This is a genomic window from Streptomyces spiroverticillatus (genome assembly GCA_014650415.1).
GTDB classification, from domain to species: Bacteria; Actinomycetota; Actinomycetes; order Streptomycetales; family Streptomycetaceae; genus Streptomyces; species Streptomyces spiroverticillatus.
Genome location: BMUX01000001.1, coordinates 384,437 through 398,748, shown reverse-complemented (window position 1 = coordinate 398,748; position 14,312 = coordinate 384,437). Strand labels below are relative to the sequence as shown.

At 72.2% G+C, this 14,312-nt stretch carries 10 protein-coding genes; 4 read left to right on the top strand and 6 right to left on the bottom strand.

Annotation, left to right across the window (positions count from 1 at the left end; all coding sequences use genetic code 11):
* The first annotated feature begins 4 nt into the window (after positions 1-4).
* On the top strand, positions 5-859 hold the full coding sequence (locus tag IE269_RS01815; protein WP_438817524.1) for an ABC transporter permease: 855 nt from the start codon (positions 5-7) through the stop codon (positions 857-859).
* Positions 860-986: 127 nt separating this feature from the next.
* Here the strand turns inward: IE269_RS01815 and greA are convergent, their stop codons facing one another.
* Positions 987-1,484, bottom strand: coding sequence for a transcription elongation factor GreA (greA, locus tag IE269_RS01810; protein WP_189820876.1), 498 nt, complete (start codon positions 1,482-1,484; stop codon positions 987-989).
* 200 nt (positions 1,485-1,684) lie between these two features.
* A complete protein-coding gene (locus IE269_RS01805; RefSeq protein WP_189820875.1) occupies positions 1,685-2,134 on the bottom strand; it encodes a DUF4307 domain-containing protein in 450 nt (149 codons plus the stop codon).
* Positions 2,135-2,254: 120 nt separating this feature from the next.
* Here IE269_RS01805 and mca point away from each other — a divergent pair, with 120 nt between their 5' ends.
* Positions 2,255-3,136, top strand: a complete 882-nt coding sequence (gene mca, locus IE269_RS01800) for a mycothiol conjugate amidase Mca (RefSeq protein WP_189820874.1) — start codon at positions 2,255-2,257, stop codon at positions 3,134-3,136.
* Entirely contained in the window at positions 3,137-3,403 is a 267-nt protein-coding gene (locus IE269_RS01795) for a hypothetical protein (RefSeq protein ID WP_189820873.1), read from the top strand. It abuts the gene before it with no gap.
* Here the strand turns inward: IE269_RS01795 and IE269_RS01790 are convergent.
* From IE269_RS01790 to IE269_RS01775, 4 genes are all read right to left on the bottom strand, one after another.
* Entirely contained in the window at positions 3,391-4,365 is a 975-nt protein-coding gene (locus tag IE269_RS01790; protein WP_189820872.1) for an alpha/beta hydrolase, read from the bottom strand. The two genes, IE269_RS01795 and IE269_RS01790, sit on opposite strands and share 13 nt — an antisense overlap.
* Positions 4,362-5,708 (bottom strand): CHAT domain-containing protein, encoded by a 1,347-nt coding sequence (locus tag IE269_RS01785; RefSeq protein WP_189820871.1) that lies wholly within the window; start codon positions 5,706-5,708, stop codon positions 4,362-4,364. The genes IE269_RS01790 and IE269_RS01785 overlap by 4 nt, the downstream gene beginning before the upstream one ends.
* A 6-nt stretch (positions 5,709-5,714) precedes the next feature.
* A complete protein-coding gene (locus IE269_RS01780) occupies positions 5,715-8,618 on the bottom strand; it encodes a hypothetical protein (protein WP_189820870.1) in 2,904 nt (967 codons plus the stop codon).
* 136 nt (positions 8,619-8,754) lie between these two features.
* The gene (locus tag IE269_RS01775) at positions 8,755-11,997 is read right to left on the bottom strand and encodes an ATP-binding protein (RefSeq protein WP_189820869.1); all 3,243 of its coding nucleotides are present in this window, start codon (positions 11,995-11,997) and stop codon (positions 8,755-8,757) included.
* 240 nt (positions 11,998-12,237) lie between these two features.
* Between IE269_RS01775 and IE269_RS01770 the strand changes: the two genes are divergently transcribed.
* Positions 12,238-14,265, top strand: coding sequence for a thioredoxin domain-containing protein (locus IE269_RS01770; protein WP_189820868.1), 2,028 nt, complete (start codon positions 12,238-12,240; stop codon positions 14,263-14,265).
* The last annotated feature ends 47 nt before the right edge of the window (positions 14,266-14,312 follow it).

Here is a 14,312-nt window from a genome sequence, read left to right as displayed (position 1 = left end):
CGCCCTGACGACGACACGCAAGTCGCTCGCACCCACGCCCAAGGGCGGTCTGGTGCAGTCGATCACCGACTCACTGACCATCGCCAAGCGGAACCTCATCCGGATGTCCCGCATCCCGGAGATGATCCTCTTCGGGATCATCCAGCCGGTGATGTTCGTGGTGCTGTTCACGTACGTGTTCGGCGGATCCATGAGCGTGGGCGGCTCGACCGACCCGACCGTCTACAAGAACTTCCTGATGGCGGGCATCTTCGCCCAGACGGTCACCTTCGCCACGGCGGGAGCGGCCGCGGGCATCGCGGACGACATGCAGAAGGGGCTCGTCGACCGCTTCCGGTCGCTGCCCATGGCCCGTGGTGCGGTCCTGACCGGGCGTACGGTCGCCGACCTCGTGCAGACCTGCATCACGCTGGCCGTGCTCGCTGCCGTCGCCCTGCTGGTGGGGTGGCGCACCGGGTCCGTCGAACCCACCAACCTGGGCAAGGTGCTCGGGGCCTTCGGGCTGCTGCTCCTGCTGGGGTACGCCTTCACCTGGATCGGTGCCCTGATCGGGCTCTCCGTCCGCACCCCCGAGGCTGCCACGTCGGGCGGGATCATCTGGCTGTTCCCGGTGACGTTCATCTCCAACGCCTTCGTGGACACCAGCATGATGACCCCGTGGCTGCGGCACGTCGCGGACTGGAACCCGTTCAGCGCCATCGTGCAGGCGTGCCGGGAGTTGTTCGGGAACTCGGGGGCTTCGTTGTCCTCGGCCTGGCCCATGCAGCATCCCGTGTGGGCCTCGCTGCTCTGGTCCCTGCTGATCATCGTCGTCTTCCGGACGCTGGCGGTGCGCAAGTACCGCAAGGCCGCGGTCTAGTCGCCGGCGCGCAGAAGGCTCCCACGGACCCGTGCGGGTCCCGGGGAGCCTTCTCGCTCACGGGGGGGGAAACGGCGGAGGCACCGTCCCCCCTCCGAAAGGGGAACGGCGCCTCCGCGCGAGGAACTCAGCCCTGGTAGGGCGTCGCCTCCAGGATCTTGACCCTGGCCTTCTTGCCGTTCGGCAGCTCGTACTCGGCGTCCTCGCCGACCTTCTTGCCGATCACGCCCGCACCCAGCGGGGACTGCGGCGAGAACGTCTCGATGTCGGAGGACGGGTACTCGCGGGAGGCGAGCAGGAAGGTCATCGTGTCGTCCTCGTCGCCGTCGAAGGCGATCTTCACGACCATGCCGGGACCGGCCTCGCCGCTGGAGGCCGTGGCCTCGCCGACCTGCGCGCGCTCCAGGAGCTGCTTGAGCTGGCGGATGCGGAGCTCCTGCTTGCCCTGCTCCTCCTTGGCCGCGTGGTATCCGCCATTCTCCCGGAGGTCGCCCTCCTCGCGGGCAGCCGCGATCTTCTGGGTGACCTCGGCGCGCGCGGGACCCGACAGGTACTCCAGCTCTTCCACGAGCTTGTTGTACGACTCCTGGGTCAGCCAGGTGACTTCGTCGCTGGTCTGGGTCACAGGTGCTCCTCGAAGTTACGGATAACAAAGCATCGCCCTACCCAGAAAGGATGTGCCTCCATGGGCGGGCGAAACCACGAGCCTAACAATTCGATGCCCCCAGGGGGAGAACCAAAACCGTCACGACTGCATCAACGCAGGTCAGCGGTGCATGGTCACTCAGGGGGTGCGGGGTCGGCCACTGACCGCAGCCGGTGCGGCTACTGGCCGTCGGCGGTGCAGCTCAGCAGTTCGGCGCTGGTCGCCTTGGCAGTCGTACGGATCGGATAGATCTCGTCGATCCGGGTCTGCCCCTTCTGGTCGATCCGTACGTCCTTGCGCCCGACCTCGGCCCCGCTCTCGGCGATGGCCCGCACCGTGCAGGTGCCGGTGGCGTCGGCGTCCTTGCGGATCTCCAGGTGCACCCGGACCTCGGTCTGCGAGGAGTTCAGGTCGAACTTGATCATCTCGGCGCTGATCACCTGCTTCGAGATGTACCCGTACCCGATCCAGCCGATCAGCAGGAGCAGCAGTACGCCCAGCACCGAGCCGATGATCTTCAGCTTGCGGTCCGCGCGGGCGTCGGCGGAACGGCCGTACCGCCCCTCGGGGGCACCGGAGGACGAGCCCGAGGGGGTCCCGCCGGGAGCGCCGTCACGTACCGCGTTCATGCTGTGATCCTCCGGATGCGCAGGGGCCAGGAATATTTCCCGCCCCCGGTTCGGTCACTATAAGAGCCGCACATTGCGCCGCAGACACCGAGGGCGCCCGGATCACCGAGGAACGAGATCTTGACTGAGCAGCTGCGCTTGATGGCCGTGCACGCCCACCCCGACGACGAGTCGAGCAAGGGTGCGGCCACCATGGCGAAGTACGTTTCCGAGGGGGTGGACGTCCACGTCGTGACCTGCACGGGCGGGGAGCGGGGCTCCATCCTCAATCCGAAGCTCCAGGGCGACAAGTACATCGAGGAGCACATCCACGAGGTGCGCGCCCGTGAGATGGACGAGGCCCGCGAGATCCTCGGCGTCAAGCAGGAGTGGCTCGGCTTCGTCGACTCCGGCCTGCCCGAGGGCGACCCGCTGCCCCCGCTCCCGGAGGGCTGCTTCGCCCTGGAGGACGTCACCGAGGCCGCCGGCCGCCTGGTGAAGTCCATCCGCGCCTTCCGGCCGCAGGTCGTCACGACGTACGACGAGAACGGCGGCTACCCGCACCCCGACCACATCATGACCCACAAGATCACGATGGTGGCCTTCGAGGGCGCGGCCGACCCGGCGGCCTTCCCCGAGGACGAGTTCGGCCCGGTCTGGCAGCCCCTGAAGCTCTACTACAACCAGGGCTTCAACAAGCCGCGCACGGTCGCCCTGCACGAGGCGCTGCTCGCCCGCGGCCTGGAGTCGCCGTACGGGGACTGGCTGAAGCGGTGGGACGAGTTCGAGCGCGAGGAGCGCAACCTCACCACCTTCGTGCCCGCCTCGGACTTCTTCGAGATCCGCGACAAGGCACTGCTCGCGCACGCCACGCAGATCGACCCGGACGGCGGCTGGTTCCGCATCCCGATGGAGATCCAGAAGGAGGTCTGGCCGACCGAGGACTACGAGCTCGCGAAGGCTCTGGTGCCGACCTCCCTCCCCGAGAGCGACCTCTTCGCGGGCATCCGCGACAATGGCTGAGTGAACGTCTCCCAGGCAATGACTCAGTTCGTGCCGCTCGCCGCAGACACCTTCGACAAGAACAAGGTGACTCCGGGAATCCTCGGCTTCCTCGTCTTCGCGGCGCTGGCGGTCGGGGTGTGGGCGCTGATGAAGTCGATGAACCGGCACATGGGCAAGGTCTCCTTCGAGGAGGCCCCGGATCCGGACGCGCCCGCTCCTTCGGAGGCCCCGGAGAAGGCCTCTGCGAAGGCCACCCTCTCCAAGGACTCCGCTCAGCGCGAGTAGTCCGCCAGGGTCAGCAGCAGGTGCGCGGACTCCGGCCCCAGGTGGTCGGAGTGCGCGCCCGCGGGTCCGCGCCCGGCGGTGAAGACCGCCGAGGCGTCGACGCTGACGAACCAGTGGTCGAGCATGTCCATGTCGTACGGCTCGGCCGCGCCCCGCAGCGCGATGTTCCGCACGGGGCGGGGCGCCGGGCCGATCCCCTGGTTCCCCACCCCCGCCCGCTTCTCGGCGATCCGGTGCCAGACCCCGGTCGCCCAGTCCCTTTGCGCGTACGTCGCCACGACCGGCCCGTGCACGGGGGCGTGCTCCAGCGCCGTGAAGGTCGTCTCGAAGACGTCCCTGGGCGCCGCCATCTGCAACAGCAGCATGCTGTCGACGCCGAACGGCCGCTTCGGGTCCCGGGGCCTGGCCGACCACCCGAGCGTGGTCTCATCCGCCGCCCACTGCACGGCCTCGCACAGGAACCTGCACCCGAAGGAATGCCCCACCAGGTGCAGGAACTGGCCTTCCCGCGTCCCCAGCACGGCCGCGCGGGGATCGCCGCGCCCGGCGTCCACGTACCCCAGCAGCTGCCCCAGGATCCGGGGCGCGTCGCTCATCCGGTGCGCCCGGTCCCGTATCCGCCGGTATCCGCGAAGCCCCGGCGAACTGGCCGACGGCCACCGGACGAGCAGCACCCAGGGCTCGAAGGGGTCGAGGTGCCCGTACAGGTCCCGCTGCTCCTCGTACTGCTTCCTGAGCAGCCCCAGCAGGTCCAGGGCGCTCCGGAGGGCGGACTCGGGGGAGGTCTGCCAGCCGTGGACGTACACGAAGAGGTCGGTGGCGCCGGGCGGGGGAGTCAGCCGCTCGGCGAAGAAGTCGGGGAGGGCGGGGTGGGGGACGGGGCGCGGGCCGTGGGGGGTGTCTTCGACGGCCCAGCCGAAGTCGTTGAGGTCGATGATGCCGGTCTCGTACGCGTCGTTCATACGGTCGCCTCCTGGCCGTGGTCCGGGGACGGGGCCGGGGCGCGCTCCAGGCGGCTGTCCATGCCGCAGTGCAGGGCGTAGGCCAGGCCGAGGGGGTTGCGGTAGCGGTCCGCGAAGTGGCGGGCGAGGTGGTGGACGGTCTCGCCGGCGGTGCGGGTGCCGTCGAGGTAGTCCCGTACGAAAGCGAGCGCGTACTCCGCGCCGAACCGCTTGGGCATCTCGATCTGCGGGCCCAGCACCCCGCTCGCTCCCGCCCGGATCAGTACCCGGCCCAGGTCGGCCCGGTCGTGGGCGCCGGTGGGGCCGGCGGCGTGGCAGGCGTTCAGCAGGATGAAGGGGCGGAAGGCGGAGACCTCGCCCATGGGGCGGCGCAGCCGGGCGACGGTCTGGGCGTCGATGGGTGTGCCGTCGGACAGGCGGATCACCAGGCGCGGGGGTTCGGGGGCGCGGTCGACGTAGTGGCCGTGGCACCAGAAGTACATCAACTGCTCGTCGAAGTGCTCCCGGGACAGGGCGTCCAGCAGCTCGGTCCGACTCGTGCGCTCCACGAACTCCGTTCCGCTGGCGAGGAGTTGGGCAAGGTCGGTGGCTCTGGTCTCGCCCTTGCGGTCCAGGGCGGTGTCGTGGTTGAGGCTGACGACGGGGCGGCGGGGGGCGGTGGTGCGGCGGCGCAGGGGGTAGCTGCCGCCGGTCTGGTCGAGTTGGTGGCGGTGGCCGAGGAAGCGGGCGAAGAGGGCGCGGAAGGCGGCGTCGTCCGTGCCGGTGGGCGGGGGTCCCGGCAGGCACAGCATGGGCCACGGCAGGAAGAGGTCCGAGTCGAAGCGCACCCGCAGCCCCTCGTCGGCCAGTGCCTCGGCGAGGAAGCGGCGGAAGTGGACCGTCTGGGGGTCCGGGCCGCCGAGCAGCGTGTCGAAGAGCAGGGCCGCTCCGTCGTCCGCCAACTCGCCCAGAATGGCGAGGAGTTCGGCGGGCGGCTCGTCGTGCAGGTCGAGCAGGGTGGCGTACGGCTGGGGGGCGCGTCCGGCGGCGGGTCGCCGGTCCGCGTCCAGCGGGGTGTGGTGCACGAGCAGGGTGTTCCACTGGTGGCACAGCCGGGCCGCCTCGGCCCGGACCAGGGAGGGCCGCACCGGGAGCCGTGCGCTGTGCTCGCTGCGCAGCACGGGCAGGACCCGCCCCCGCATGTGGGCGAGGACGCCCTGGTCCTCCCAGGTGGTGAAGGACACCACCAGGTCGGGTCCCGGTGAGTCGAGTCCGTCGAGTTCGGTGAAGTCGGCGCTGGGGTTCTGGAGGATGCGAACGGGCAGGCCCTGGAGGGGAGTCGAGGTGAAGTGCGGTTCGTGCATACGGGCTCAGGTCCTCTCCGCGTGGTGCGGAACCGGGCCGGTGCGGCCGTGCGGCCGGTCGGACTCGGGCAGCTCGATCTCCGTCTCCACCTGTTGCAGTACGGTCCCGCTGTCCGCGTGCGCCACGGTGAACCGCAGGATGTGCACCCCGGGCCGGTGCGGTTCGAGCCCGAACTCGGCACCGTGCCGAGGCGAGGCGGACGGCCGCAGCGTCGCCCCCACCGGTTCGACGGACACGGCGGTGCGGGGCGCGGCGGTCGCCGTCAGCCAAGGGGTCTCGCCGGTCGCCCAGGGGTGCCGGGGGCCGGGCACCACACGCAGCAGCAGCCGGATGCCGGGGCCGTCGTCGAGGAGGTCGAGGACGATGCGGCAGCGGTCGGAGTCGTCCAGGGAAGCCGTCGGGGCGGGGGGCTCGTGGTCGTCGCCCAGGGGGTACGGGAGGAGGACGTCCCGTACGGCGCGGAGCGGGGGGACGGGGTGGGAGGGGGTGGCGTGGGCGGCGGGCTCGGGGACGCGGGGACCGGACGTCATCGCGCGCTGGAGCAGGGGGCCGAACGAGGGGTCGGGTCCCGGCGCGGCGGGGCGGTCGATCCGACTGTTCACCAAGGCCAGGAGGTACGTGGTCCAGGCCCGGCCCCGGGTGTCGCCGAGATCGGCGAAGAGGTCGTCGGCACTGGTCAGCAGGCGGTGCGCCCGGCCGGGGTCGTCCTGGTCATGGACGGCCAGGTGGAGGCCCTGCTCCAGCAGGGTCCAGGCTTGTCCGTGCAGGCAGCCCGAGGTCATGAAGAGCTGGAACGCCCGGTCCCACAGGCGCCGCAGCTCCTCCACGAGGTCCGCGTCCATGGCGGACCCCGGGCGCACTTCGGCCGCCGCCCGCTCCCGCAGCAGGACAGCCAGCTGGTGCAGTGCCCACGCCTGGCCGAGCCGGTCGCCCAGCTTCTTGAAGAGCTCCAGGGCCTCGGTCAGCCGGAGCAGCGCCGCGTCGCGCCGTTCGCGGGAGCCCACCGGCCCCCTCGCGGTGGAGTCCGCGAGGGCCAGTGCGCTGTAGTACCGGGTCCAGGCGACGCCCCGGACGTCCTCCGTGGCCCGGTGCGCGGCCAGTGCCCGGTCGAAGGTCTCCTGGGTGAGGTTCAGCCGGCCGAGCGCGGTGGCGGTCCAGGCGAGGCCCCGCTCGTCGCCGCTGTCCTCGAAGCCCAACTGGGCGGTGCCCAGCCACTGTTCCGTGTCACGGCCGTCCATGGCGCGGGGGGCCAGGAGGCCCAGCCTGCCCCGGCGCAGGTTCGCGACCGCGAGGCCGTGCCGTCCGCCCTCGCGGTTGTGCAGGGTGATGGCGGTGTCGAGGGCGCGGGCGGCGTCCTCGTACCGGCCCTGGTCGGTGAGGAGTTCGCCCTTCAGGCTAAGCAGGGCGGGTGTGTCGGGGTATTCGCGCAGCCCGTCGGCGACCGTCCGCAGGGCGTTGATGTGATCGCCCAAGTCGCGTTGGCACAAGGCCAGTTCCAGGAAGGTCTGGGTGAAGGGGCGGTGCTTGCGGAGGGTCCGCAGGGCCGGTAGCGGCGCACCGAGCTGGCGGGCGGCGGTCGACTGGGACAGCGGGAAGGCGGGGGCGCGCAGGTGCAGGGCCCGGGTGCGCACCAGATGCAGGGCGGCCAGCCGGTGGTGGTCGCCGCGCCGTACGAAGTAGCGGGCCAGCAGATTGGCCAGCTCGTGGGTGTTCGGCTCCCAGCTGTCCGATTCGAGGGCGAGCAGGTCGAGGTGGTCGTCCGCCGACTCGGCCAGGCCCAGGGAAGCCTCCCAGAGGTCGGGGGCCGGTTCGTCCCCGTTGTCGCCCGCGATGCCGTCGAAGGCATGGGCCGTGCCGAGGGCCTGGTGGTGGGCGGCGTCGAGGAGGGGCTGGCGGTGGCGCTGGGGGGTGCGGGCAAGGCGGGTGGGTCCGTACCGGTAACGCTCCTGGTCCGGCGGGGTGTAGCGGACGATGCGCGGCCGGTCGGTGACCAGCCGGAACCGGGTCGGGCTCAGGGGGTGCGCCAGACCCACCCGCAGCAGCTCCGCCACCAGCGGCTCCACGCGTTCCCCGGGTTCGGCGAACAAGTGCCGCATCACCGGGGGACCCAGGGACCGGGTGTCGAACTCCTTGCGGTCCGACTTCTCCAGCAGGTTCAGCAGTTCCCCGCACCGCCATTCGAGCGCCCGGTGGGCGATGTAGTGCAGATCGCCCGTTCGAGAGGGCGGAATCCAGTCGCTGGACAGCCTTGCCGACCTGGCCAGCGGCAGGAAACCGGGCAGGCCGCCGCACCCTTCGTGCAACTGGTATACGTAGCTCGGCCCTTGGTCCCACTTCCGGTGGAAGAGTTCGCGGACGGCGTGCTCGGGCAGGGGGCGCACCCCGTGGCTGAGTAGCCCCTCGTCCGCCAAGGGCCAGTCCTCGTACGAGGTGAACAGGGCAACCGCACGGGTCCGCCGGAAGGGTTGCGACAGGATGTCGCCCGTCTTCTCGTTGGGTATCCCGTCCAGGACCACCACGGCGGGCCGCTCGCGCAGTGCGCTGTGCACCAGGTCCCCTGCGAAGTCCAGGGAGTCGACCTCCGTGCCCGTCAGGTGCTTCCATCGCGAGGCCAACCGGAGCCGCGGGACGTCGAGTTGGGCAGCCAGGCGCAGAAGGGGCAGTGGCGGCAGGATTCCGGCCGCCGCTCCCACCGGCAGCCAGTGCACAGGCAGGCGCAGGCACTCCCCGGCCTGCCTGGCCACTTCCGCGGCAAGGGCCGACGTACCCGCGCCCGGGTCGCCGTGCAGGTGCAGCAGCCGGGATCCGGCGTCGCTGGTCAGCGCGGACACCAGCGCGTCGCATTCCTCGTCCCGACCGACCAGATCGACCCGCGGCGGCGGAACAGGCCCCCGCAGTGAATGCCTCATCGCCGCCTCCGACCCCCGGGCCGCCGCCGCCCCCGCCTCTGGCGCGAACCGTTTCCAGCGTCGCAGCAGGGGCCCGCCCCCACAAGCAAATCCCCCGATTCGGGGCGCACTTGACCATCCCCGACGGCGCGCGTCCTTACTTCCCCGCCCCCACCGGCACCCCCATCACCTCCCGCGAATGCCGGTTCGGCACCATCCCCAGCCGCCACGCCTGCCACCCCGCACCCAGGTCCACACCCCGCCCCAGCACCACCCGGTACGCCGCCAGGCAGTCCGCCAGCCGCTCGTCCCGCGTCGGATGCGCCTCCGACGCCAGCAGCGCCAGCTCCTCCTCCGCGAGGGCGGTGCCCGCCTCCGGGCCGCCCGGGTGGGCGAACGGCAGCAGTGTGCAGCGCAGGAAGCGGGCCCAGTCGCCGCCCCGCCGGTCGTCGTACGAGGCGAAGAGGGAGATCGCCTCGTCGCACAGCGAAAGCGCCTGCTCGGGGCGGGAGTTGCCCGCGTCGATGACGACCAGCTCCAGCACCGTCCACCCCTCCCCGTGCGCCACCCCGATCCGCCGGAAGTCCTGCCGGGCATCGGTCAACAACTGCCGTGCGAACCCCGAATTGCGGAGATTCCCGGTCTGGACGGCCCGCTGGTCCCGCGTCACCCGCCCCGAGTGGTGCCGGGCGCAGGCCAGCCCGTACACGTCCCGCATCCGGGAGAACATCGTCCGGGCCCGCTCCAGCTCCCGTACCGCCTGGTCGTGGTCGCCCCGCTCCTCCAGGGACTGGCCCAGGTAGTACAGGGTCCACGCCTCCCCGCGCGCGTCCTCGTTGTCGCGGTGGCGGGAGAGGGCCTGGCGCAGGCCGTCCACCGCCGGGGCGGGATCGCCCGCGACCAGCCGGGCGCGGGCGAGCTGCGTCATGGCCCACGCCTCGCCCCGGTCGTCGCGGGTACGGCCGTACAGATCCAGCGCAGCCCCCAACTCGGCCTCCGCGCGCGGGACATCACCCATGCGCAGGCCCACCTGCCCGAGCTGGAAGTGCGCCCACGCCTGCCCGTGCAGCGACTCGCTCTCGCGGTGCAGGGCGAGGGCGGTGTCGAGGAGTTCGACGGCCTCGGCGAGGTTCGCGCGGTCGCGTTCCACGGCGGCCAGGGCGTGCAGGTTCCAGGCGCGGTCGCCCGCGAGGGCGGGGGAGGACTGGAGGTCCAGGGCCTCGCGCAGCTTGGTGGCGGCCTCGGTGAGATTGCCCTGGTGGTGCAGGGTGATGCCGAGGGAGCCGAGCGCACGGGCGGCCCCCGCCTCGTGCTGGGCCTCGAAGTAGAGGTCCACCACGGAGGACAGTGTCGTACGGGCCTTGTCCAGCTCGCCGAGCTGCCGGGCGGCGATACCCGTGCGCCATTGCACGGAACGTACGAGAAGCCCCTGGTCAACGGCCTGCGTCAGCTCGCTGATCTCACCGAGCCGGTACAGGTCGCCGCGCAGCAGGCAGTAGTCGCAGAGCGCGCCCAGCAGGTTGAGCACGAGCTGCGGGTCCACGCCCTCCGCGTGCCGCAGCGCCGCCGTGATGAAGGACGACTCGTCGTCCAGCCAGCGCAGCGCCGCGTCCAGCGACGTAAAACCATGCGGTCCGAAGCGGTCGGCCCGAGTCGAGTTCTTCCCGTCGACCAGACGGATCACAGAATCGGCCAGCTCGCCGTAGTTCTGGATGAGGCGTTCCTGGGCGGCCGTGCGCTCGGAGGGCTCCTCCTCGTCGAGAAGACGGGTGTACGCGAAGGAACGCACCAGGTCGTGGAGGCGGTAGCGGTTCCCGCCCACCGGCTCGATCAGCCCGGACCCCGCCAGCTCCGCGAGCCGCCGCCGCGCCTCCTGCTCGTCCGTGGCCAGCAGTGCCGCAGCCGCTGCCCCGCCCAGTGACGCCCGCCCCGCGAGGGACAGCCGGCGCAGCAGCCTGCGCCCCTGCTCGGACTGGTCGGCGTACCGCAGCGAGAGCGCCCGCTCCACCGGGTCCAGGGGACCGTACGCCGCCAGATCGGCGGCCAGCGCGCGCGGGCTGCGCGGCCCGAGCGAGGAGCCCGCCACCCGCAGCGCCAACGGCAGCCCCCGGCACAACTCCGTGATCCGGTCCGCCGATTCACCGTCGTACGGAGCGTCCAACTCCTCCTGCGCGACCGCCCGCATCAACTCCTCGGCCCCCGCCCCGTCGAGCGGCCGCACGGCGAGCTGATGCACCCACGCCGGTATGTCCTCGGGCAGGGCCAAGGGCTGGGAGGCGGTCACCAGCACCAGACTGTCCGAACGCTCCGGAACGAGCGTGCGCACCTGCTCGGGATCGGTCGCGTCCTCCAGCACGACGGTCACGGGCAGCCCCGTCAGATGCTGGTGGTACACCTCCGTCAACCGCTTCAACTGCTGTTCCTGAGTGGAACGTTCGCTCCGCTGCTCCCGGAACAGCAACTGGTCGCGCGGCGCCCCCAACCGGTTCAGCAATTGCAGCAGCGCATCGCGCGTGGACGTCGCCGACCCGACCCGCCCCGGCGCCCCGTTGCACAGCTCCACCAGGCCCGCGCCCCGGAACTGGTCCCGCAGCGCATGCGTCGCCCGCAACGCCAGCGTGGACCGCCCCGACCCCGCCTCCCCGTACAGCACCACCACCGTCGGCCGGGTCTGCGTACTGGCCCGCGCCGCATGCACCCACTGCGCGATCTGCGCCATCTCCGTCCGCCGCCCCGCGAACGGCCCCTCGGGCTGCGGAAGATGGGCGAACGACTGCTCCAGTACGGTCCTGCGCCGCGCCGCCGCACTGCGATTGCCACCCCGCAGCGGAACGGTCTCGGCAGCGGCCTTCTTCACCGGCGGCCGGCTCCTGGTAGCCGCACTCAACATCCGCTGCCGATCCAGATAGGGCCGTACCCCTCTCACCTCCAGAGCCGTCAGCCACTGCAACTTCAACTGCTCGGGCCCGCCCGGCTGTCCGAGCGCACCCGCCCTGCGATGGGCGGCCGGCCAGTGCCCGGCGGTCACCTTGGCGACGGTCGCGGCCGCCCCGGCCACCGCGACGACACCCCCGGCCGCGAACGCGGTCGCGGACGCCGTCCCGAGCGCCAGGTCGGCGGCGAACGCGGCGACCGCCGCCACACCGGTCACCAGGACGGGCGTGCTCAGCTCCGCCCTGCTGAATCGTTCCGACAGCGGCTGCTGCCCGGCGCCCGCACGGTCGAGCGCGGTGACGTACGCGGCGTACTCCTCGGCGGCGGGCGCGGCCAGCTCGTCCAGCGCACCGCGCGCCCGCACCAGCAGCGCCCGCCCATCGGTCCGGCCGCCGGACCGCCGCACTTCCTCCTCGACGGCCCGCACCAACACCCGCTCGGCTTCAGCCCGATGGCTCTCCCGCATGTTGCGTCCCCCTCCGCGGCGATCCTGCGTCGTCCGGGCACGTTCTTCCCTGCGTGGACCGCCCGGATGTGTCAAGTGTCCTGCCTGACGGGCCCGGGCGCGAGGGAGCACGGGCAGGGAGCACGGGGCGTGCGCTGCCGGTGACTCAGGGAGTGCGTGGGATGAGGGGACGGGGGGCTGCGTGCTTCCCGGAAGGAGGGGTTCCGCCGTGGCGGGGAGGTCCTGGGGCAGGATGGGGGAATGCCCACGAATCGACTGGTCCATGAGACGTCCCCCTATCTCCTCCAGCACGCCGACAACCCCGTCGACTGGTGGCCGTGGTCGCCCGAGGCCTTCGAGGAGGCGCGGCGGCGGGGGGTGCCGGTGCTGCTCAGTGTGGGGTACAGCAGTTGTCACTGGTGTCATGTGATGGCGGGGGAGTCTTTCGAGGACGAGGGGACGGCCGCCCTCATGAACGAGCACTTCGTGAACGTGAAGGTGGACCGGGAGGAGCGGCCGGACGTCGACGCCGTCTATATGGAGGCCGTGCAGGCGGCGACCGGGCAGGGGGGCTGGCCGATGACCGTGTTCCTGACGCCCGATGCCGAGCCGTTCTACTTCGGTACGTACTTCCCGCCGGAGCCCCGGCACGGGATGCCGTCCTTCCCCGAAGTGCTGGAGGGTGTGCGGGCGGCGTACGCGGACCGGCGCGGGGAGGTCGACGAGGTCGCCGGGCGGATCGTGAAGGACCTCGGCGAGCGGTCGCTGGCCTTCGGGGCCGACGGGGCGCCGGGGGAGGAGGACCTGGCGGGGGCGTTGCTGGGGCTCACCCGGGAGTACGACGCCCGGAACGGGGGCTTCGGCGGGGCGCCGAAGTTCCCGCCGTCCATGGTGCTGGAGTTCCTGCTGCGGCACGCGGCGCGGACGGGGTCCGAGGGGGCGCTCCAGATGGTCACCGACACGTGCGAGGCGATGGCGCGCGGCGGGATCTACGACCAGTTGGGGGGCGGCTTCGCGCGGTACTCGGTGGACGGGGGCTGGGTCGTTCCCCACTTCGAGAAGATGCTCTACGACAACGCGCTGCTGTGCCGGGTGTACGCGCACGTGTGGCGGGCCACCGGGTCGGTCCTGGCGCGGCGGGTCGCGCTGGAGACCGCGGACTTCATGGTGCGCGAACTGCGCACGGGAGAGGGCGGGTTCGCCTCCGCGCTGGACGCCGACAGCGAGGACGGGGCGGGGCGGCACGTCGAGGGCGCGTACTACGTGTGGACGCCCGAGCAGTTGAGGGAGGTGCTCGGGGAGGCGGACGCGGAGCTCGCGGCGACGTACTTCGGGGTGACGGAGGAGGGGACCTTCGAGGAGGGGGCGTCCGTTCTGCAACTGCCGCTGGATGGTGGCGAGTTGGCGGATGCGGCGCGCATCGCGTCGATCCGGGCGCGGCTGCTGGCGGCGCGGGGCGAGCGGCACGCCCCCGGGCGGGACGACAAGGTCGTCGCCGCGTGGAACGGGCTGGCGGTCGCGGCACTGGCCGAGGCCGGGGCGTACTTCGACCGCCCGGACCTCGTGGAGCGCGCCACCGAGGCCGCGGATCTTCTCGTACGGGTCCACCTGGACGACGCGGCCAGGCTCGCCCGCACCTCCCGGGACGGCAAGGTCGGCCCGAACGCGGGCGTGCTGGAGGACTACGCGGACGTGGCCGAGGGCTTCCTCGCGCTCGCGTCGGTGACGGGGGAGGGGGCGTGGCTCGAATTCGCGGGCTTCCTCCTCGACCACGTGCTGGTGCGGTTCCGGGGGGAGGGCGGTTCGCTGTACGACACGGCCGACGACGCCGAGAAGCTGATCCGCAGGCCGCAGGACCCGACGGACAACGCGACGCCCTCGGGGTGGACGGCTGCGGCGGGGGCGTTGTTGTCGTACGCGGCGCACACGGGCTCCACGGCCCACCGGGAAGCGGCGGAGGGCGCGCTCGGCGTGGTCAAGGCCCTCGCCTCGCGGGCCCCTCGCCACATCGGGTGGGGGCTCGCGGTGGCGGAGGCGGCACTGGACGGGCCGAGGGAGGTGGCGGTGGTGGGGGCGCCCGGCGACCTCGCCGTCACGGCCCTGCACCGTACGGCGCTGCTGGGGACGGCGCCGGGGATGGTGGTGGCGGTCGGTGCGCCGGACAGCGACGAGTTCCCGCTGCTGGCGGGGAGGCCGGCGGGGGCGGCGTATGTGTGCCGGCGCTTTGTGTGTGCGGCACCGACGGGGGATGTGGGGGTGCTGGGGGAGCAGGTGGGGGTGCGGGGGTAAGGGGCGGCCGGTGTCGGGGGTGCGGGCAGGGCAGGGCAGGGACCGGG